Raw genomic sequence first — 19,219 nt, forward strand, 5'->3', positions numbered from 1 at the left:
GGCGACATGACCGACAAGCAACGCAACCAGTTGCTGGCGAGCATGACCGACGAAGTCGGTGGCCTGGTGTTGGGCAACAACTACAAGCAGACCCAGGCCCTGTCCCTGGCGGCCCGTCGCGCCTTTGCCCGGATTGCCGAGTACAAGCGCCTGATGAGCGACCTGGAAGGCCGTGGCAAGCTGGACCGCGCCATCGAGTTCCTGCCGTCGGAAGACCAGCTGAACGAGCGCGTTGCCGCGGGCCACGGGCTGACCCGTCCGGAACTGTCGGTGCTGATCTCCTACAGCAAGATCGACCTCAAGGAGCAGTTGCTCAATTCCCTGGTACCGGACGACGACTACCTGACCCGCGACATGGAAACCGCGTTCCCGCCGACCCTGGTCAGCAAGTTCGCCGAAGCCATGCGCCGTCACCGCCTGAAGCGCGAGATCGTCAGCACCCAGATCGCCAACGACCTGGTCAACCACATGGGCATCACTTTCGTGCAGCGCCTGAAGGAGTCCACTGGCATGAGCCCGGCCAACGTGGCGGGTGCCTATGTGATCGTGCGTGACATCTTCCATCTCCCGCACTGGTTCCGCCAGATCGAAGCCCTGGACCACCAGGTTTCGGCCCAGGTGCAACTGGAGCTGATGGACGAGCTGATGCGCCTCGGCCGTCGGGCCACCCGCTGGTTCCTGCGCAGCCGTCGCAACGAGCAGGATGCCGCGCGGGACGTCGCGCACTTCGGTCCGCACCTGGCGGCGTTGGGCCTCAAGCTCGACGAACTGCTGGAGGGCCCGACCCGCGCCGGCTGGCAGACCCGTTACACCGCCTATGTCGAAGCCGGTGTGCCTGAGCTGTTGGCACGCATGGTGGCAGGCACTACCCACCTGTACACCCTGTTGCCGATCATCGAGGCCGCGGATGTCACCGGGCACGACGCCGCCGACGTGGCCAAGGCCTACTTCGCCGTGGGCAGCGCCCTGGACCTGCCGTGGTACCTGCAGCAGATCAGCGATCTGCCGGTGGCCAACAACTGGCAGGCCCAGGCACGGGAAGCCTTCCGCGACGACGTGGACTGGCAGCAGCGGGCGATCACCATCTCGGTTCTGCAAATGGCCGACGGCCCGCAAGACATGGAAGCCCGCGTGGCCCTGTGGCTCGAGCAGAACCAGAGCATGGTCGAACGCTGGCGCGCGATGCTGGTGGAGATCCGTGCCGCCAGCGCCACCGACTACGCCATGTACGCGGTGGCCAACCGCGAGTTGCTGGACCTGGCCATGAGCGGTCAATCGGCGCTGGTACCGGCCTGATCGAGCGCTAAATAGAAAGCCCCGTATCGCGAGATACGGGGCTTTTTTTTGCTCGGGATTCGCGGCTGCGGCGTGGCCGCCGCTTCTGTAGGAGCGAGGCTTGCCCGCGATCCGCGCAGCGGCCAGACATCTGCTTTTTATTGGCTTGGCTTTGTAAGTTGTGTTGTCTGTTCTGACGTCATCGCGAGCAAGCTTCGCTCCTACAAAAGAAACACGCGCTCCCCGTATGATGGGGCGGTCGGCGGCGCTTACTGCTTCAACGGCGTCAGCACCTCGTCCTTGGCGCCCTTGAGCATGAACACCAGCAACTTGGCCGGCTGGGTGGCGCTGGCATTGGCCGACACCGGGTGTTGCGAGCCGGCCGGCTCGTACCAGGATTCCCCCGCCTTGTAGGTGATGGCCGGGCCGTCGTTGACCCGGGAGGTGATCTCGCCTTCGAGCACATAGGCCATGGCCGCGCCCTGGTGCATGTGCGGCACCGTGGCCTGGCCCGGGGCGTAGTCGACGGTAAGCATCAGCGCGGTCTTGCCCGGCACGTTGTTCAGGGCCTGTTCCTGAAGGATCCTGATCTTCTCCTGGCCATACGCCGGGTCATGGGCGGCGGCGCCCAGGCTGGCGAGCAGGGTCAGGCCAGCGAGGGCGGCGGTCAGGGCGGTACGGGTGTTCATGGGCGGTTTCTCCGGTTCGACAAGGGGCTGACTCAAGGTAAGCCCAGCGTCGGCACCGGCCTATAACCAATCCCGGAGAAAACGCCGGGGCCAATCAGGCGACCTGCTGCAGGAGGTCCCGCACCCTGTCCAGGGCCGGGTCGATGTCCAGGGTCTCGATGGCGCCAAAGCCGATGAACAGGCCGTCCCGCACCGGGGTGTCGTGGAAGAAGCCGGACAGCGGGTACAGCCCGACCTCGACCTTCTTCGCCAGCTCCAGCAACAGCGGGATATCCACCGGCACCTTGCACAGCGCCGCCATGTGGAAGCCGGCGGTGGACGGCACGGCCTGCAGCCAGGGCGACAGGTCGCCGTTCAGGCGTTGCAGGATCCGCTCGCGGCGCCCGGCGTACACCGTGTGGCAGCGGCGGATGTGCTTGAGCAGATAACCCTCGGCGATGAACTTGGCCAGCGCCCATTGCGGCAGGGTCGAGGTGTGGCAGTCGGTGAGGCGCTTGGCCTTGATCACCGCGCCGAGGATCGCTGGCGGCAGCACCGCGTAGCCCAGGCGCAGCTGCGGCAGCATGGTTTTCGAGAAGGTCCCGACATAGGCCACCACCCCGCGTTGATCCAGGCTCTGCAGCGAGTCGGTGGGCCGCCCCTCGTAGCGGAACTCGCTGTCGTAGTCGTCCTCGATCACGATCGCCCCCAGCTCCCGCGCGCGCTCCAGCAGGGCTTCGCGGCGGGCATGGCTCATGGGCATGCCCAGGGGGAACTGATGGGACGGGGTGACGTAGATCAGCCGCACGCCATCGGGAATCCGCTCCACCTGCAGGCCTTCGTCGTCCACCGGCACGCCGATCACCGTCGCGCCCTGGGCGCTGAACAGCAGGCGCGCCGGGGTGTAGCCGGGGTCTTCCATGGCGACCAGGGTGCCGGGTTCGAGTACCACCCGGGCAATCAGGTCCAGGGCCTGTTGCGCGCCGTTGCAGACCACGATGTCGGCGTCGCTGCAGACCACGCCGCGGGAGAACGACACATGCCCGGCAATCGCGTTGCGCAGCGCCGGCAGGCCTTCCGGCTGGCTGTAGAAACCGCCGCTCTGGGCGATCCGGCGCAGGGCGTCCTGGGTGCAGCGCCGCCATTCTTCCTGGGGGAACTGATTGCGGCTGGTGGCGCCACCGATGAACTCGTAGCGCGAGGTGCCTTCCAGGGTCGGATGGCGCAGGGGCGAGGGCAGCTCCTGCCATTTTTCCAGGCTCTTGGCGCAGGCCAGGTCGGCGGCGCTCTGCTGGCGCTCGGTCTTGACCGGGCGGGCATTGACGAAGGTGCCGCGGCCGATCCGGCCGGTCAGGAAATTCTCGTAGGTCAGCAGGCTGTAGGTGTCCGACACGGTCTTGCGCGAGATGCCCAGCTGTTCGGCCAGCAGGCGGCTTGGCGGCAACTGCGCGCCCGCCGCCAGGCGTCCGCACTCGATGGCGTCGCGCAGTTGCCGATACAGCTGCTCGGCCAGGTCCTTGCGCCCGTTGATGACCACATGCAGTTCCATCGATGACATTCCAAAACGATCAGTGCCCGCCAGATTACGCGCAAGGTCGGGTTTGGTGTAGCGGCCGGATGTCCGGCACCGGTCGGGCGCCTTGGCGCGTAGCCGTACCCGTAGCCGCTGCCGAGCCAAAGCGAGGCTGCGATCGCCCCCGCAGGGGGCGCAAGGATCTTGAGATCGCCAAAGGCCTTCGCCTTATCGCAGCCTGCGGCAGCGGCTACCGGGTTCGGCTGGGAGGCGGGTGGCGGGCCTCCCTGGGCCATTGGACTGCCAATAACCCCGGGTATTGGCTATAGGGCAGGGCCGCCGCGACCCTTAGGCTATGCCGCACACCACCCGAACGCCCACGGTGAGCACGATGGAACCCCGCCTGGATTACTACAGCGCCTCGCCGCAAGCCCTCAAGGGCCTGCTGATGCTTGAAGCACAAACCTTCGAACTGTCCATCGAAAAGCCGCTGCTGGAACTGGTCAAGATCCGCGTTTCGCAGCTCAATCACTGCGCCTTCTGCGCCGATATGCACGGGGTGCAGGCCCGGCAGAACGGCGAGAGCGAGCAGCGCCTGTATGCCCTGAGCGTCTGGCGCGATTCGGTTTTGTTCAGCCCGCGGGAAAGGTCGGCGCTGGCGTGGAGCGAGTCGGTGACCCTGTTGCCCGACGCCGGGATGCCGGACGAGCTGTTCCAGGCCGCGCGTCGCGAGTTCAGCGAGCGCGAGCTGGTGGACCTGACCGTGGTGGTGGCCGCGATCAATTGCTGGAACCGCCTGGCGGTGGCGTTCGGGCAACAGCCCAGCCTTTAACCGCTGCCCCTCTCTTTCAATCCAACCCAGGTAACTGTCATGAAACTGCTGCACGTCGACGCCAGCTCCAAGGGCGAACGCTCCAACTCCCGGGCCCTGGGCCGCTATTTCATCCAGCAGCTGCAGGGCCAGGGCGTCGATCTGGAGATCGATTACCTGGACCTGGCGCGGGACACGCCGCCCCACGTCAGCGAGGCCTTCGCCATCGCCACCTACACCCACCCCGAGGCCCGCACGCCGCAGATGCGCCAGACCCTGGCCGCCTCGGATGCCTTGTGCCAGCGGCTGATGGACGCCGATGCGTGCCTGTTCGCCATGCCGATGTACAACTGGTCGATGCCGTCGACCTTCAAGGCCTTTATCGACAGCATCACCCGCACCGAGCTGACCTACCTCAATACCCCGGACGGCATCGTCGGCCAGTTGACCCGGCAGAAGGTGCTGTTCCTCACCAGCCGTGGCGCCGACCTGCGCCCGGGCAACCCCATGGCCGGGATGGACGCCCTGACCCCGGCGCTGAAAGCCGCCTTTGCCTTTATCGGGGTGCAGCAGCCGCTGTTCGTCGACGCCCAGCCGCTGCAGTTCGCCAACCCCGAAGCGCGGGAAGAGGCCCTGGAGCGGGCGAGGGGAGAGCTGGATGCCGTGGCCCGGGAGTGGGCGGCGAACGCCAGCTGCGCCGCGCCTCTGTAGGCGCGAGGCTTGCCCGCGAGGGCCGCGACGCTCCGCGTTATCGCTCATCGCGCGCAAGCGGCGCTCCTACAAAGCAAGAGCCCGCAAGACGGGCACGCAACCTCAGGGCCGCTGCGGCTTCACCGAGGTACCGAAGGTATTGCCCATCCGCGTGCCGGTGGCCGCCGGGGTCGCCAGGCCCATCTGGTTCGGCGCGCGTTTGTCGATCGGCACCTGCATGGCTTCCCGGTTCTTCTGTTCGGCCTTGGCCGCGTCGGGGTCGTTGCCCATCTGCTTGCTCAGGCAACCGTAGTCCGGGGCCTTGTAGCCGCCCACGCTGACCTCCACGCAACCTTCGCTGGCGGCGGGTGTCGTGCTGGCTTTTTCTCCGGCCGGGGCTGCCTGGCCGGCCAGCGGCAGGGCGCCGAGCAACAGGCTGGCGGCAAGGGTGTAAAGCTGTTTCATCGGGGCCTCCTGGCGGGCCCGCGAGGGCCGTTGTGGTCCTTGAGTGTAGAGCAAGGCACCGGGCGAAAAGATGATGGTTTTTTTGCGCGCGCCGTAACACCAGATTCATAAACTGGCCTCAGGATGACGGTTTTCAGGGACAGGGCAGCCGTGCAGCGACGCCGGGCAAAGGTCGGTCATCGGTCTTTCTTTCACGCGGGGTTCGCGCGCTGTGGCCTTGCGCTGCTGTTGGCGCTGGTGGATTCGGAACTGCTGTGGGCGGCGCCTTCCGCGTCGCCGCCAGCGGACACGCGGCAGTTGCTGGACCTGGATATCGCCGCGCAAGACCTGGCCGACGCTCTGGAACTGTTCAGTCGTTCGACCGGGATGGCGGTGCTGGTGGATCGCGAGCTGACCCGGGGGCGCCGCTCGGTGCGGGTCCAGGGGCGCTACAGCGCCCGGGATGCCCTGAGTCGCCTGCTGACAGGGAGTGGTTTGATGGCCCGTTACGCCCGTTCCGACGCCTTTACCTTGCAAGTGGCCCAGCTCAGCGATCCGCCCACCGCCAAAGGCGCGGGCGGCAACGCCGCAGCCTTGGCCGGCAGCAGCTTCGCCAGTGCCCTGCAACGGGCGGTGGAGGCGGGCCTGTGCCGTTCGGAACTGACCCGGCCGGGTCGCTATCGCGCGGTGCTGCAACTGTGGATCGACCGCGGCGGGCATATCGAACACAGCCGCCTGGTCACCACCACCGGCGATCTGCGCCGGGACGAGGCGCTGGTGCAGAGCCTCGGCGAGACCTGGGTCGAACGACCCGCACCGAGTTCGCTGCGCCAGCCAGTGACCTTGCTACTGCTACCCGACAGCACAGGAAAAAGCATGGATTGCCGACAACGGGAAGGAGCCGCCGGGGCATGAAGAATACCGGACACAGTCCGATGGTCAGGCTGTTCCTGACCTCTTACGACGACTTCAAGGTGCGCTTGCGCCGTCGCCTGGGTTCGGACGACCTGGCCAACGATGTGCTGCATGAAACCTACCTGCGGGTCGACCGCATGGAGGAGCCGCCCGACCTGGCCCAGCCCAGCGCCTACCTCTACCGCATGGCCCTGAACATCGCCGCCGACCGCCGCCAGGCCGACGCCCGGCTGCTCACCGGCAGCGAGGTGGAGGAGTTGTTGCAGATCAGCGACGAAGCCCTGGACCCGTCGCGGGTGGTGGGCGGACAGAAGGAGATCCAGTCCCTGCTCAAGGCGCTCTACGAGCTGCCGGCGCGGCGGCGCAGGATCTTTATCGCCGCGCGCCTGGAGGAGGCGCCGCACCTGGAAATCTCCCAGCGCTTCGGCATTTCGACACGGATGGTCGAGAAGGAAATCAAGGCGGCCCTGGGCCATTGCGCCGCGCGCCTTGAAAGAAAAGTGATTCAGCGGTTCGGTCCCGGCGCCGGAAAACCGTCCTAGTCACAGAGTCCCCCGAATAATCCGTGAGTACCCGCACGCTTGAACATCTTCAGCATCTCCACCGCTCGAGCCACACCGGACCACCGGCTGCGTAACGAGGCCCAGGACTGGCTGCTCCTGCTGACGTCGGGGCGGGCCACCGCCGCCGATGCCCGGGCGCTGCAACAGTGGTGCGCACAGAGCCCGCAGCATGCCGCGGCGTTCGAGCAGGCCAAGCGCCTGTGGCACGGCCTCAAGCCCGCCGCCGAACAATGGCAGCAGACGCAGCCGCGCCGCTTCGGCCGCCGGGCCTTTATCGGTGGGGCGCTGGCCGCGTCGGTGGCGCTGGTGGCGGTGCGCCTTTCGGTGCCGGGTGGTTTCGCCGGGCTCGGCGCCGACTACCGCACTGCGGTTGGCGAGCAGCGCCGGATCGAGCTGGACGACGGCCTGAGCCTGGAGCTCAACACCCAGACCCGTATCAGCCGGCGCGAACTGGCCGAAGGCGGGCAGGGCCTGGAGCTGCTCGAGGGCGAGGTCGAGGTGTCGAGCCGCAGCGCGCTGCCGGTGCGGGTCCAGGCCGGTAACGGTTGGCTGAGCGCGTCCCAGGCGCGTTTCAATGTGCGCAACACCGACCACAGCGTGTGCGTGACCTGTATCGACGGCGCCTTGCAGGTGGACGTCGGTGGTCGCCACATTCGCCTGGACAGCGGCCGCCAGCTGACCTACGACCGCCAGCAGGTCGGCGAGCCGCAGGCGGTGGACCCGGCCGCGGTGGTCGCCTGGCGCGAGCAGGTGCTGGTGTTCGACAACGCCACCCTCAACACCGTGATCGACGAAATCAACCGCTACCGTCCGGGCATGCTGGTGCTGCTCAACGCCGAGCTGGGCAAGCGCAAGGTCCAGGCGCGTTTCAGCCTCGACCAGTTGCCCGGCGTAGCCCTGCTGATCCGCGACGCCTACGGCGCCAAATGCACCGAGCTGCCCGGGGGCGTGGTGTTGCTGAGCTGACCCGCCAGCGATGCCGAACCGGCGTCGATATCCCCGTAGCCGCTGCCGATCGCAGCGAGGCTGCGATCGAGGACGAAGTCCTCGCTAAACCTGAGCATGCGGTGTGCCTGGAAGAATGGGGTGTCCGGTTTTGCGGCTGCTGCGCAGCCGTTCGCAGCCTCGCTGCGCTCGGCAGCGGCTACAGGGGCGAGCCTTGCCTTGGGCTTAGTCCAGCGGTCCCAGCACCTGCCGATAACGCTCTTCGCCTTGCGGCGTCTGCCGTACCAGGCGGATTTCCAGGCCTGGCGGGTTCTCCTTGCGGTTGCCGCTGAGCTGGCGCCAGCCTTTGTCCCGGTCCCAGACCCGCACTTGCAGATCGCTGACGTGTTCCAGCACCGCCACCGCGTTTTTCGGTGCCGGCAGCGGGTAACGGTCCCGGGCCGGCGCGGCGGCGCGGTACAGGGTGTCGCCCTTGAGCCACCAGCGCACCCGTTGCAGGCCCGCGCCGGGCGTCGCCGCATCGCGGATCACATCCAGGCGAAAGGTGCCGCTGTCGGCGCTGCGCACGGTCAGGGCCGCCGGCACATCCGCCGCTTCGCTATCGGCCCCGGCCGGCGTCGGTTCCAGCAGTTCGACGCTGGCCCGCAGCGCCACGTCCCGTTCCAGCTGGTGCAGGGTGCGCAGCAGCACCTCGGTCTGCTCGCTGCTGGCCTGTAGATGGCTGTCGGCCCGGCCGACGCTGTCCAGGCCGCGCCAGGCGATCACGCTGACCACCGCCATCAGCAGGATCGCCACCATCACCTCGATCAGGGTGAAGCCGTCTTGCCGGCCCTGTATGCGGGCCCTCATGGCAGCGCCACCACCCGCAGCTGGCCGGTGGCCGAGCGCTGCACCGTCAGGCTGTTCTGCCCGTCGGACAGCTGCACCTGCAGCGGCGCATCGATCCATTCGGCATTGAGCACCAGCCGCGGGCCGGGTTCGATGCGCACCTTGACCGGCGAGCTTTCCCAGCGGTGCGGACGCAACTGTGGGTCGTCCTTGAACTGATCGACACCGCGCCCGTCGTCGCTGGGCCGGCTGAAAGCGAAGCCCTTGGCATCCGCCCGCCAGCTGATCGGCCGACCGTCGACCCGGGCCTCGGCCTGGGCCACCTGGAGCAACTGGGCCAGACGCTCGGCGTCCTTGCGCAGGCCCTGCAGCGGGTCAGGGCGGATGCTCAGGCTGATGGCGGCGCTGGCGATCCCGATGATCACCAGCACCACCATCAGCTCGATCAGGGTGAAGCCTTGTTGTCGGGATGGGGTCATGGGGCGCGCCTCCTGTGCGTCGTTTTTCATCCTGCCCGGCGAATGTGAAATAAAAACGTGACCATTGCGCGGTAGGCTGCGAACACGGACAAACAGGAGGTCCTTGTCATGGCATTCGTCCATCGATTTTCCCCGCCGCAGCTGGTGCAGGCCCTGGCCCTGCTGGCTATCGCCGCTGGGGTGGCGACCTGGTCGTCGCTGCTGCTGACGCCCGCCGAGTCGCGTACCCCGCAGGCGCCGCCGCAAGCCTTGGCCGCCCAGGCCCAGAGCCCGGCGCAGCAGTGGTTTTCCAACCAGCCGCTGGCGCTGGACATCAAGGTCACCGGGCTCATGGCCAGCCCCCGCGGCGCGGTGGCGATCCTGCGTCTCAACGACGCGCCGCCGCGCAGTTTCCTGGTGGGCGAGCGCCTGGCCCAGGGCGTGCAACTGGTGGCCATCGAGGGCGACGGCGTGGTGATCGAACGCGGCGGCGAGCGTTCGCGGGTGGAGGTCGGCAAGTTGCCGGAGAGCCCGGCGCTGCCGGTGCTGACCCGGCAATAAGGCGCTCCTGCGAAAGACGGTCTAGCGCTTGGGATTTTTCGGTACTCGCGCCACCAGGGTGTCCAGGCGCGCCAGGGGCGGGGCCTCGCGGCTGCGGTCCAGGACCAGCACGCTGACCCTGGCCAGGCGCGGGTCGGGGCTGGGGCCGATGCTCTGTTCGCAGCGCAGTTTCAGCCGGCCCTGATCGCATTCCACGTTCTTGCTGCCAGGGGGCAGGCGGCCTTCCAGGCGCAATTGGGCCAGGTGCGACTGGGCCGCCAGCAGGGCGATGGATTTGTCCCGCAGCAGGCCGTTGCTCTGGGTCATCAGGCCGGCCACCCGGATCGCCGCCGACATGGCCACGGCGATGATCGCCAGGGCCACCAGCACTTCGATCAGGGTGAAGCCCCGTTGCCCGGCGGCGGGTTGGCGAAGTGGCTGGCGTGGCCCCGGCATGGACGTCTCGCGGTGTAAATGAAGGCTTGCAGGCTAACCGGCAAATTTGACCGATTGGCTACGGACACTCCCGAGCAACGTCAATATCACTGACATATTTTCTTGCAACACTGCGCGACGAATCGAAATCAAGCCAAGGAATGTCGAGATGGATGTCGTGCACTTCAGGTCGCAACCCCAGTCCCACCGTCAGCCCCGCCGCCCCCGCGGCCAGGGCGGTTTCACCCTGATCGAGATCATGGTGGTGGTGGTCATTCTCGGGATCCTGGCCGCGATGGTGGTGCCCAAGGTGCTCGACCGTCCGGACCAGGCCCGGGCCACCGCGGCCAAGCAGGACATCGGCGGGCTGATGCAGGCCCTCAAGCTCTATCGCCTCGACCACGGCACCTACCCGAGCATGAACCAGGGCCTGAAGGTGCTGGTGGAGCGCCCGGCGGACGCCAAGAACAGCAACTGGCGTTCCTACCTGGAACGCCTGCCCAACGACCCCTGGGGCCGTCCTTACCATTATCTCAACCCGGGGGCGAACGGCGAAGTCGATGTGTTCTCCCTGGGCGCCGACGGCCAGCCGGACGGTGACGGCGTGAATGCCGATATCGGCTCCTGGCAGTTGTAAGCGCCGCCATGACAGCCCGTTCGCCGAGCGCGGCGAAACAGCGTGGCATGGCCATTATCAGCGCCCTGTTGATCGCCGCCGTGGTGGCGGTGATCGCCGGCGGCATGCTCACCCGCCAGACCCTGTTCACCCGAGGGCTGGAAAGCGAGCAGCTGCGGGTCCAGGGCAGCTGGCAACTGCAGGGGGGCATGGAAGTCAGCCGCCAGCGCCTGTGGGAAGACCGCCAGCGCGACGTGCTGACCCGCCTCGACCAGAACTGGGCGCGGCCGATCCAGCTCGCGGCGCTGGGCCCGGGCAGCGGGCCGTTCGAAGGCCGGCTGGAAGACGAGCAGGGCAAGTTCAACCTGCGCAACCTGCTGGCCAATGACCGTCTGGACCCCTTGCAGATCGAAAACTTCCAGCGCCTGTGCGCGTTGCTCGGGGTCAACGCGACCCTGGGCCAGCGCATCAGCCAGCGGGTGATCGCGTCCTATCCACGGCTGTTGAGCCCGGAAGGCACGGCCAAGCCGGTCAAGGCGGGCTTTCAGAGCGGTCGCGATACCTCGCCGGACACCGCGCGCAAGCCGCTGCTGGCCCAGCAGCCAATGCTGCGCAGCCTCGACGACCTGCTGGGGGTCAACGGGGTCGATGAACAACTGCTGGCGCGCCTGGCGCCCTTTGTCACCATCCTGCCGGCCAATACCTGGGTCAACGGCAACACCGCCAGCGCCGAAGTGCTGGCCGCTACCGTGCCGGGGCTGGAGCTGCCGCGGGCCAGGGCGCTGATCGCCGAGCGCGACAGTGGCCAGTGGTTCGTCAATCAGGGGGACTTCATCAACCGCCTGCGCATGCCCCATGTGCCGGCGGACAGTGTGCGGGTCGGCATCACCAGCGAGTGGTTCCGCCTGCAGGGCCAGGCCCGTGGCGAGCGGCGCCGGGTCAAGCTGCTGGCCTTGCTGCACCGCAGCGAAGACAACATGCCGCAGGTGATCTGGTCGCGGGTGGGCGTATGAGTCGTTTGCGCGTCAGCCTGCCGCCGCTGCATACCCTGACGGCCCAGAGCCGGGTGAGTGGTGCCTGGCTGGATCGTCAGGGCCAGTTCCAGGAGACCCACGAAACCAGCCTGCTGCAGCTGGGGCAGACGCCCAAGGTGCCGGCCCTGGAGTGTTTCCTGCACCCCGAGGACAGCCTGCTGGCGAGCATCGAACTGCCGGCCCTGGCTCCGACCAAGGTCAGCGCGGCGGTGGCCTGCGCCGCCCAGGCGCTGATCCTCGGCCAGAGCGAAGCCATGCACGTGGCCCACAGCCCGCGGGACGCCGACGGCCAGGTGCAGATCAGCTGGCTGCCGCGCACGGCGCTGGCGCAACTGGGGCAGGTGCTGGAACAGGCCGGCCTGAAACTGCGCGGCCTGTACCCGGCGCCCTATGCCTTGCCGGTGCCGGCGAGCGGCCAGTTGACGGCCAGCCTGCAGGACCAGCATTTGCTGCTGCGCCACAGCCTGCAGCAAGGCAGCGTGCAGCCCTTGCCCGAAGACGCCCTGCAGGCGCTGCTGGCCAACGGCGCCGGGCTGCAATGGGTTGGCGAGGCGGCCCCGGAAGCGGCCCTGGCGCAACTGCCGGCCAGCCAGCGCTGGACCGGCCAGCTCCCCGACTGGGGCCTGCACGGCGGGGTGCAGAACAACGGCCGTCGCCAGCCGGGCTGGGGCCGTGCCGCGGCGTTGTGCGCGGCGGCGCTGGCGGTCTGGACCCTGGGCCTGAACCTGTATGCCGCGCGTCAGGCGGACCAGGGCCAGCAACTCAAGGCGCAGATGAGCCAGCGGGTGCGCCAGGTGTTCCCGGAACTGCCGGTGATCCTCAACCCGCTGCAACAGGCGCGCCAGCAACTGGAGGCGCGGCAGAGCGGAGCCAGCGGCGAGGCCCCGCAGAGCTTCAACAGCCTGATGCAGCAAGCCAGCAACGCCATGCCGTTCGTGATCGGCGGCGTCGAGCGATTGAACTACGGCAACGGCGAGTTGCAACTGAGCCTGCTCAACGACACCCGGGTGCCGGCGCCGGACAGCGGCTGGCAGGGCCTGTTGAACCAGGCCGGGATCGAGGCCAGCCCGGGCGACCAGGGCTGGACCCTGCGGGCCGCCAGCGCCGCCGCCGGCGCGACGCCCATGGCCGCCGACGACAGCGAAGACAGCGAGGAGGACGAGGATGAATAAGCTGAGCCTCAATCTCGGCCTCGGCCGCTATCGCCAGCGCTGGCAACTGCATGTCGCCCAGGCGCGGCTGTACTGGAACGGCCTGGCGCTGCGGGAGAAGCGTCTGCTGGGCGGCGCGTCCGTGTTGCTGGGCGGGGTGTTGGTGTGGCTGCTGCTGATCGAGCCGGCGCTGAAAAAGATCGATTACTGGCAGGCCGAGACCCCCAAGCTGCGTTCCCAGGCCGAGGCCCTGGAGGTGCTGCTGCACCAGGCCGGGGGGCCCCGGGGCGCCGTGGCGGGGCAGAGCCTGGAGCAGTCCTTGCGCCAGACCCTGGATGCCGCCGGCCTGGAGGGGCTGTACCGGCTGCAGGCCGGCGAGGGTGAAGCCCCGGGCTGGCAATTGAGTTTTCAAGAGGCCCCGGCGGATGCCGTGGTCGGTTGGCTGCTGGGCAATCCCCGGCAGTTTTCCCTGGAAGTGATGGAGGCCCGCCTGCAACGCGCGGGGCCGGCCGACATCGATGGCACGGCAGGCAAACTGTCCGGAACCGTTCGCATGGATCAGGCGCTGGGCGCTAAGGAAGCTTCATGAAGTGGTCAGGTTCTTTTTATCCACGCCCGTCGCGCAAGGCACTGTCCTTGTTCCTGCTGGGGCCGCTGGCCCTGGCGCTGGCGGCGTGCACCCACAAACAGGGACCGCAGCCGCCGCTGTTGGTGGACAGCGAACTGGGGCGGCCCCTGGCCGAAACCAATCGCCAGGGCGGTGACGTGGTGGCCGAACGGGAAAAGGCCCAGGCGCAACAGACCCAGCGTCCCAAGTACCAGCATCCGATCAGCCATAGCGGGCGGCCATCAAGCGCCAGCAGCAACACCGGCAGCACGGTGGTGCGCAACCCCCTGGGCGACCAGCCGGTGCGCCTGAACTTCGTCGACGTCGATATCCAGGCCGTGGTCCGGGCCCTGGCGCGTTCCACCGGCCAGCAGTTCCTGGTGGACCCGCGGGTCAAGGGCAACCTGACCCTGGTCAGCGAGGGCGAGGTGCCGGCCCACCAGGCCTACGACATGCTGCTGGCGGCCCTGCGCATGCAGGGCTTCAGCGTGGTGGACGTCGGCGGCGTGGCCCAGGTGGTGCCGGAAGCCGACGCCAAGCTGCTCGGCGGGCCGATCTACAACGCCGGCAAGCCGTCGGCCAACGGCATGCTGACCCGCACCTTCCGCCTGCAATACGAAAACGCGGTGAACCTGATCCCGGTGCTGCGCCCGATCGTGTCGCCGAACAACCCGATCAACGCCTATCCGGGCAACAACAGCATCGTCATCACCGACTACGCCGAGAACCTCACCCGGGTGGCGCAGATCATCGAAGGCATCGACATCCCCAGCGCCCTGGACACCGACGTGGTGCCGGTGCAGAACGGCATCGCCGTGGACATCGCCGGCATGGTCTCCGAACTGCTGGAATCCCAGGGCGCCGACCCGACCCAGAAGATCAGCGTGGTCGGCGACCCGCGCTCCAACTCGATCATCATCCGCACCGGCAGCCCCGAGCGCACCGAGCTGGCGCGCAACCTGATCTACAAGCTGGACAACGCCCAGAGCAACCCGAGCAACCTGCATGTGGTGTACCTGCGCAACGCCCAGGCCGGCAAGCTGGCCCAGGCCCTGCGCGGCCTGCTCACCGGCGAGAGCGACAGCGGCACCGGCGACAACGCCCGGGCCATGCTCGGCAGCATGGGCGGCGGCATGAATCAGGGTGGCAGCAGCGGCAGCCAGAGCGGCAGCACCAGTTCCACCAGCGGCAGCTCCAGCCTGGGCGGCAGTAGCGGCTCCGGCAGTGGTTATGCCCAGGGCGGCAGTAGCAGCGGCAGCCAGAGCGGCACCCAGACGGGCGACCAGAACACCGCGTTCAGCGCCGGCGGCGTGACCATCCAGGCCGACGCCACCACCAACACCCTGCTGATTTCCGCGCCGGAGCCTTTGTACCGCAACCTGCGGGAAGTCATCGACCTGCTCGACCAGCGCCGGGCCCAGGTGGTGATCGAAAGCCTGATCGTCGAAGTGAACGAGGACGAGGCCGCCGAGTTCGGCGTGCAATGGCAGACCGGCAACCTGGGGGGCAGCGGTGTCATCGGCGGCGCCAACCTTGGCGGCAGCAACTTCAACCTCAACGGCAAGACCAGCATCGACGTGCTGCCCCAGGGCCTCAACGTCGGCCTGGTCAACGGCACCGTGGACATCCCCGGGATCGGCAAGATCCTCGACCTCAAGGTGCTGGCCCGGGCCCTGAAGACCAAGGGCGGGAGCAACGTGCTGTCGACGCCGAACCTGCTGACCCTGGACAACGAGGCGGCGAGCATCTTCGTCGGCCAGACCATTCCTTTCGTCACCGGCAGCTACGTCACCGGCGGTGGCGGCAACAGCAACAACCCGTTCCAGACCGTGCAGCGCGAGGAGGTGGGCCTGAAACTCAATGTGCGGCCGCAGATTTCCGAAGGCGGCACGGTCAAGCTCGACATCTACCAGGAAGTCAGCAGCGTCGACCAGCGGGCCTCGGTGCAGGCCGGCACCGTGACCCAGAAGCGCGCGATCGACACCAGCGTGCTGCTCGACGACGGCCAGATCATGGTCCTCGGCGGCCTGCTGCAGGATGGCTACAGCCAGAACAACAATGCGGTGCCGTGGTTGTCGACCATTCCCGGGATCGGCTCGCTGTTTCGCAACGAAAGCCGTTCGGCGACCAAGACCAACCTGATGGTGTTCCTGCGGCCCTACATCATTCGCGACAGCGCCGCGGGGCGTAGCATCACCCTCAATCGCTATGACTTCATGCGCCGGGCCCAGGGTGGTCTGCAGCCAGAACGCAGTTGGTCCATGCCGGACATGCAGGCGCCGCAATTGCCGACGGCGGAGCAGGGCGTGCCCGGCGCCGCGTCGGTCTCGGCCCCGCAACCTCGCGCCACCATCCGCGCCGTGCCGGCCAAGCCGGTGATCACGCAATGAACGGCGGTGAAGCAGGCGACGGAGTGTTCCAGCCCGATCCGGTGCGCAGGCTTGGCGAGGACTGTGTCCTCGATCGCAGCCTCGCGGGCTCGGCAGCGGCTACAGCACGGCGCATTGTCCCGGCTTTTCGTAGCCGCTGCCGAGCGCAGCGAGGCTGCGATCGGGCGCGCAGCGGCCGCCAAACCAGGCGGCTCGGTGCGTCAGGCAGATCGAGGCGGATGGTTTTACGTCTGCTTCGCAGCCGATCGCAGCCTCGCCGAAGCTCGGCAGCGGCTACAGGGATCACCGTCGAGTCCAGGTCGACCGGTAGGTCGCCTCGTTTTTCCGGGCCGTTGCAGACAACACCCACCTGGGAGATATCTCGATGACCCAGCTCCCCTACGCCTGGGCCAAATCCCAACGCATCCTCCTGCGCCACAGCGAGGAGGGCGCCGTGCTCCTGGTCTGCCCCTCGACCCCCGGCTGGTCCATCAGCGAGGTCCGTCGCCAGTTCGGCCCGGCGCGGCTGGAGCGGGTGCGCGACGAGGAGCTCGACGGCCTGCTGGCCAGCGCCTATTCCGATACCGGCAGTGCCGCCGCGGTGGTCGGCGCCGCCGAGAACGAGGTCGACCTCGACCGGCTGATGCAGGACATCCCGGAAATCACCGATTTGCTGGACACCCAGGACGGCGCGCCGGTGATCCGCATGATCAACGCCTTGCTGACCCAGGCCGCCCGGGACGGGGCCAGCGACATCCATATCGAACCCTATGAAAGCCACTCGGTGGTGCGCTACCGGGTCGACGGCACCCTGCGCGACGTGGTGTCGCCGCGCAAGGCCCTGCACGGCGCGCTGGTGTCACGGATCAAGATCATGGCCCAGCTCGACATTGCGGAAAAACGCCTGCCCCAGGACGGCCGCATCGCCTTGCGCGTGGCCGGGCGGCCCATCGATATCCGCGTCTCCACCGTGCCCACCGGCCACGGCGAACGGGTGGTGATGCGCCTGCTGGACAAGCAGGCCGGGCGCCTGCAACTGGAGACCCTTGGGATGGACCCGCAACTGCTGGCCAAACTCGACGGCCTGATCCGCCAGCCCCACGGTATCGTGCTGGTCACCGGCCCCACCGGCAGCGGCAAGACCACCAGCCTCTACGCCGCCCTGGCCCGGCTGGACGCCAGCACCAGCAATATCCTCACCGTCGAAGACCCGGTGGAGTACGACCTGCCGGGCATCAGCCAGATCCAGGTCAACGCCAAGATCGACATGACCTTCGCCCTGGCCCTGCGCGCCATCCTGCGCCAGGACCCGGACATCATCATGATCGGCGAGATCCGCGACCTGGAGACCGCGCAGATCGCCGTGCAGGCTTCGCTCACCGGGCACCTGGTGCTGGCGACCCTGCACACCAACGACGCGGTGTCGGCGATCAACCGCCTGATCGACATGGGCGTCGAGCCGTTCCTGCTGGCCTCGTCGATGCTCGGGGTGCTGGCCCAGCGCCTGGTGCGGCGCCTGTGCCCGCAGTGCAAGGAACAGGACCCGACCGCTCCCGGCACCTGGCGCCCGGTGGGCTGCCCGGCCTGCAACCAGATCGGCTACAGCGGGCGCACCGGTATCCACGAACTGTTCTGCATCGACGACGATGTGCGCAGCCTGATCCACCAGGGCGCCGACGAGCAGGCGCTGCGCGCCGCCGCCCGCCGCGCCGGGATGTTCAGCATGCGTGAGGACGGTGAGCGCTGGGTGCGCAGCGGCGCCACCGCCCCCGAAGAAATCCTTCGCGTAACCCGGGACGCCTGATGAACCGCTATCGCTACGAAGCCGCCGACGCCCTCGGCAAGATCGAGTCCGGGCACCTGGAGGCCGACAGCCAGAGCGCGGCCTTCGGCGTGTTGCGCAGCCGTGGCCTGACCGCCTTGCAGGTGCAACTGGAGAGCAACACACCCAAGGCCGGTGGCGGCAGCCTGTTCAGCGCCAAGCTGTCGGATAACGACCTGGCCTGGGCCACCCGTCAGCTGGCCAGCCTGCTGGGGGCCAGCCTGCCGCTGGAGGCGGCGCTCAGCGCCACGGTGGAGCAGGCCGAGCGCAAGCACATCGCCCAGACCCTGAGCGCGGTGCGCGCCGACGTGCGCAGTGGCATGCGCCTGGCCGAAGCCCTGGCGGCGCGGCCCCGGGACTTCCCCGACATCTACCGCGCGCTGATTGCCGCCGGCGAAGAGTCGGGCGACCTGGCCCAGGTCATGGAGCGCCTGGCCGATTACATCGAAGAGCGCAACACCTTGCGCGGCAAGATCCTCACGGCCTTCATCTATCCGGGAGTGGTGGGGCTGGTCTCGGTGGGCATCGTGATCTTTCTGCTCAGCTACGTGGTGCCCCAGGTGGTCAGCGCCTTTTCCCAGGCGCGCCAGGACCTGCCGGGGCTGACCCTGGCGATGCTCAACGCCAGCGACTTCATCCGCGCCTGGGGCTGGCTGTGTTTTGGCGTGCTGGCCGGCGGCTTCTGGAGCTGGCGCCTGTACCTGCGCAACCCCCAGGCGCGGTTGAACTGGCACAGCCGGGTGCTGCGCCTGCCGCTGGTGGGGCGTTTCGTGCTGGGCCTGAACACCGCGCGCTTCGCCTCGACCCTGGCGATCCTCGGCGGCGCCGGGGTGCCGCTGCTGCGCGCCCTGGAAGCGGCGCGCCAGACCCTGTCCAACGATCGCCTGAGCCAGAGCGTCAGCGACGCCACTGCCAAGGTCCGCGAAGGGGTCAACCTGGCCGCCGCGCTGCGGGTGGAAAAGGTGTTCCCGCCGGTGCTGATCCACCTGATCGCCAGCGGCGAAAAAACCGGCGCGCTGCCGCCCATGCTCGAACGCGCCGCGCAAACCCTGTCCCGGGACATCGAACGCCGGGCCATGGGCATGACCGCCTTGCTGGAACCGCTGATGATCGTGGTCATGGGCGGGGTGGTGCTGGTGATCGTCATGGCGGTGTTGTTGCCGATCATCGAGATCAACCAGTTGGTGCAGTGACCGGCGTCGGCAGCCCAAGACCTGTAGGAGCGAAGCTTGCTCGCGATGGCGTCCGTCCAGACAGCCCGCGGCGTCTGGATCGCGGGCAAGCCTCGCTCCTACAGACTGTGAGTTTCGTATGCGAACGCTCCGTAGCCGCTGCCGTCAAACCTGAGCCCGCGGTTCGCCAGGATTAACGGCATGGTTTGCCGCAACTTTTTTCTCGGCCACGCCACGCCACCCGAGCAGCCAACCCGTCGAACTCGGGTTCCTCGTTCTGTCATGCACAACCACCCCCATGGACCCCAGCCCAGGACCCGCGCCGCGCCCAGCCGAAAGCGCGCAGAAGGCCCGGCGAAACCT

20 protein-coding genes are annotated in these 19,219 nt (G+C 68.0%); 14 read left to right on the forward strand and 6 right to left on the reverse strand.

Features of this window, described 5'->3' with window-relative positions; all coding sequences use genetic code 11:
• A partial coding sequence (locus ACQKQA_RS01095) for an NAD-glutamate dehydrogenase domain-containing protein (RefSeq protein WP_427552559.1) occupies positions 1–1,296 on the forward strand: 1,296 nt, incomplete at its 5' end.
• Between the two features lie 248 nt (positions 1,297–1,544).
• Here ACQKQA_RS01095 and ACQKQA_RS01100 read toward each other — a convergent pair.
• Both ACQKQA_RS01100 and ACQKQA_RS01105 read right to left on the reverse strand, forming a co-directional pair.
• Positions 1,545–1,964: a cupin domain-containing protein gene (locus tag ACQKQA_RS01100; protein ID WP_427552562.1), complete on the reverse strand. Its 420-nt coding sequence runs from the start codon at positions 1,962–1,964 to the stop codon at positions 1,545–1,547.
• A gap of 94 nt (positions 1,965–2,058) precedes the next feature.
• Positions 2,059–3,492 (reverse strand): PLP-dependent aminotransferase family protein, encoded by a 1,434-nt coding sequence (locus ACQKQA_RS01105; RefSeq protein WP_427552565.1) that lies wholly within the window; start codon positions 3,490–3,492, stop codon positions 2,059–2,061.
• Positions 3,493–3,847: 355 nt separating this feature from the next.
• Between ACQKQA_RS01105 and ACQKQA_RS01110 the strand changes: the two genes are divergently transcribed.
• Complete coding sequence (locus ACQKQA_RS01110; protein ID WP_427552568.1) at positions 3,848–4,288, forward strand: carboxymuconolactone decarboxylase family protein; 441 nt, start codon at positions 3,848–3,850, stop codon at positions 4,286–4,288.
• Between the two features lie 39 nt (positions 4,289–4,327).
• The gene (locus tag ACQKQA_RS01115) at positions 4,328–4,978 is read left to right on the forward strand and encodes an FMN-dependent NADH-azoreductase (protein WP_427552570.1); all 651 of its coding nucleotides are present in this window, start codon (positions 4,328–4,330) and stop codon (positions 4,976–4,978) included.
• A 102-nt stretch (positions 4,979–5,080) separates the two neighbouring features.
• Here ACQKQA_RS01115 and ACQKQA_RS01120 read toward each other — a convergent pair whose 3' ends face one another.
• Positions 5,081–5,422, reverse strand: a complete 342-nt coding sequence (locus ACQKQA_RS01120; RefSeq protein WP_427552572.1) for a hypothetical protein — start codon at positions 5,420–5,422, stop codon at positions 5,081–5,083.
• Positions 5,423–5,572: 150 nt separating this feature from the next.
• Here ACQKQA_RS01120 and ACQKQA_RS01125 point away from each other — a divergent pair, with 150 nt between their 5' ends.
• Genes ACQKQA_RS01125 through ACQKQA_RS01135 form a run of 3 tightly spaced genes read left to right on the forward strand, consistent with a single transcriptional unit; the run spans position 5,573 to position 7,845 of the window.
• Positions 5,573–6,316, forward strand: a complete 744-nt coding sequence (locus tag ACQKQA_RS01125) for an STN domain-containing protein (protein ID WP_427552575.1) — start codon at positions 5,573–5,575, stop codon at positions 6,314–6,316.
• Positions 6,313–6,858 (forward strand): sigma-70 family RNA polymerase sigma factor, encoded by a 546-nt coding sequence (locus tag ACQKQA_RS01130; protein WP_427552578.1) that lies wholly within the window; start codon positions 6,313–6,315, stop codon positions 6,856–6,858. Before ACQKQA_RS01125 ends, ACQKQA_RS01130 begins: the two co-directional genes overlap by 4 nt.
• 39 nt (positions 6,859–6,897) lie before the next feature.
• Positions 6,898–7,845, forward strand: coding sequence for a FecR family protein (locus ACQKQA_RS01135; RefSeq protein WP_427552580.1), 948 nt, complete (start codon positions 6,898–6,900; stop codon positions 7,843–7,845).
• A gap of 204 nt (positions 7,846–8,049) precedes the next feature.
• Here the strand turns inward: ACQKQA_RS01135 and ACQKQA_RS01140 are convergent, their stop codons facing one another.
• Both ACQKQA_RS01140 and gspH read right to left on the reverse strand, forming a co-directional pair.
• Entirely contained in the window at positions 8,050–8,673 is a 624-nt protein-coding gene (locus tag ACQKQA_RS01140) for a type II secretion system protein GspJ (protein ID WP_427552583.1), read from the reverse strand.
• Positions 8,670–9,131 carry a type II secretion system minor pseudopilin GspH gene (gspH, locus tag ACQKQA_RS01145; protein WP_427552586.1) on the reverse strand — a complete coding sequence of 154 codons (462 nt, stop codon included), beginning with the start codon at positions 9,129–9,131 and terminating at the stop codon, positions 8,670–8,672. The genes ACQKQA_RS01140 and gspH overlap by 4 nt, the downstream gene beginning before the upstream one ends.
• Positions 9,132–9,239: 108 nt before the next feature.
• On the opposite strand from gspH, the gene ACQKQA_RS01150 reads away from it, so the two are divergent.
• A complete protein-coding gene (locus ACQKQA_RS01150; RefSeq protein ID WP_427552589.1) occupies positions 9,240–9,671 on the forward strand; it encodes a type II secretion system protein N in 432 nt (143 codons plus the stop codon).
• 21 nt (positions 9,672–9,692) lie between these two features.
• Here ACQKQA_RS01150 and gspI read toward each other — a convergent pair whose 3' ends face one another.
• Entirely contained in the window at positions 9,693–10,106 is a 414-nt protein-coding gene (gene gspI, locus ACQKQA_RS01155; RefSeq protein WP_427552592.1) for a type II secretion system minor pseudopilin GspI, read from the reverse strand.
• 148 nt (positions 10,107–10,254) lie between these two features.
• On the opposite strand from gspI, the gene gspG reads away from it, so the two are divergent.
• From gspG to gspF, 7 genes are all read left to right on the forward strand, one after another.
• Positions 10,255–10,722 carry a type II secretion system major pseudopilin GspG gene (gspG, locus tag ACQKQA_RS01160; RefSeq protein ID WP_427552594.1) on the forward strand — a complete coding sequence of 156 codons (468 nt, stop codon included), beginning with the start codon at positions 10,255–10,257 and terminating at the stop codon, positions 10,720–10,722.
• A gap of 8 nt (positions 10,723–10,730) precedes the next feature.
• On the forward strand, positions 10,731–11,714 hold the full coding sequence (gspK, locus tag ACQKQA_RS01165) for a type II secretion system minor pseudopilin GspK (RefSeq protein ID WP_427552597.1): 984 nt from the start codon (positions 10,731–10,733) through the stop codon (positions 11,712–11,714).
• Positions 11,711–12,907, forward strand: a complete 1,197-nt coding sequence (gspL, locus tag ACQKQA_RS01170) for a type II secretion system protein GspL (protein WP_427552600.1) — start codon at positions 11,711–11,713, stop codon at positions 12,905–12,907. The genes gspK and gspL overlap by 4 nt, the downstream gene beginning before the upstream one ends.
• Positions 12,900–13,475 (forward strand): type II secretion system protein GspM, encoded by a 576-nt coding sequence (gene gspM, locus ACQKQA_RS01175; RefSeq protein WP_427552603.1) that lies wholly within the window; start codon positions 12,900–12,902, stop codon positions 13,473–13,475. The genes gspL and gspM overlap by 8 nt, the downstream gene beginning before the upstream one ends.
• Positions 13,472–15,883: a type II secretion system secretin GspD gene (gspD, locus tag ACQKQA_RS01180; protein ID WP_427552606.1), complete on the forward strand. Its 2,412-nt coding sequence runs from the start codon at positions 13,472–13,474 to the stop codon at positions 15,881–15,883. The genes gspM and gspD overlap by 4 nt, the downstream gene beginning before the upstream one ends.
• 364 nt (positions 15,884–16,247) lie before the next feature.
• Positions 16,248–17,666: a type II secretion system ATPase GspE gene (gene gspE / locus ACQKQA_RS01185; RefSeq protein ID WP_427552609.1), complete on the forward strand. Its 1,419-nt coding sequence runs from the start codon at positions 16,248–16,250 to the stop codon at positions 17,664–17,666.
• A complete protein-coding gene (gspF, locus tag ACQKQA_RS01190; RefSeq protein WP_427552612.1) occupies positions 17,666–18,877 on the forward strand; it encodes a type II secretion system inner membrane protein GspF in 1,212 nt (403 codons plus the stop codon). The genes gspE and gspF overlap by 1 nt, the downstream gene beginning before the upstream one ends.
• The last annotated feature ends 342 nt before the right edge of the window (positions 18,878–19,219 follow it).

Source organism: Pseudomonas sp. NPDC089530, assembly GCF_050280705.1.
Classification (GTDB): domain Bacteria; phylum Pseudomonadota; class Gammaproteobacteria; order Pseudomonadales; family Pseudomonadaceae; genus Aquipseudomonas.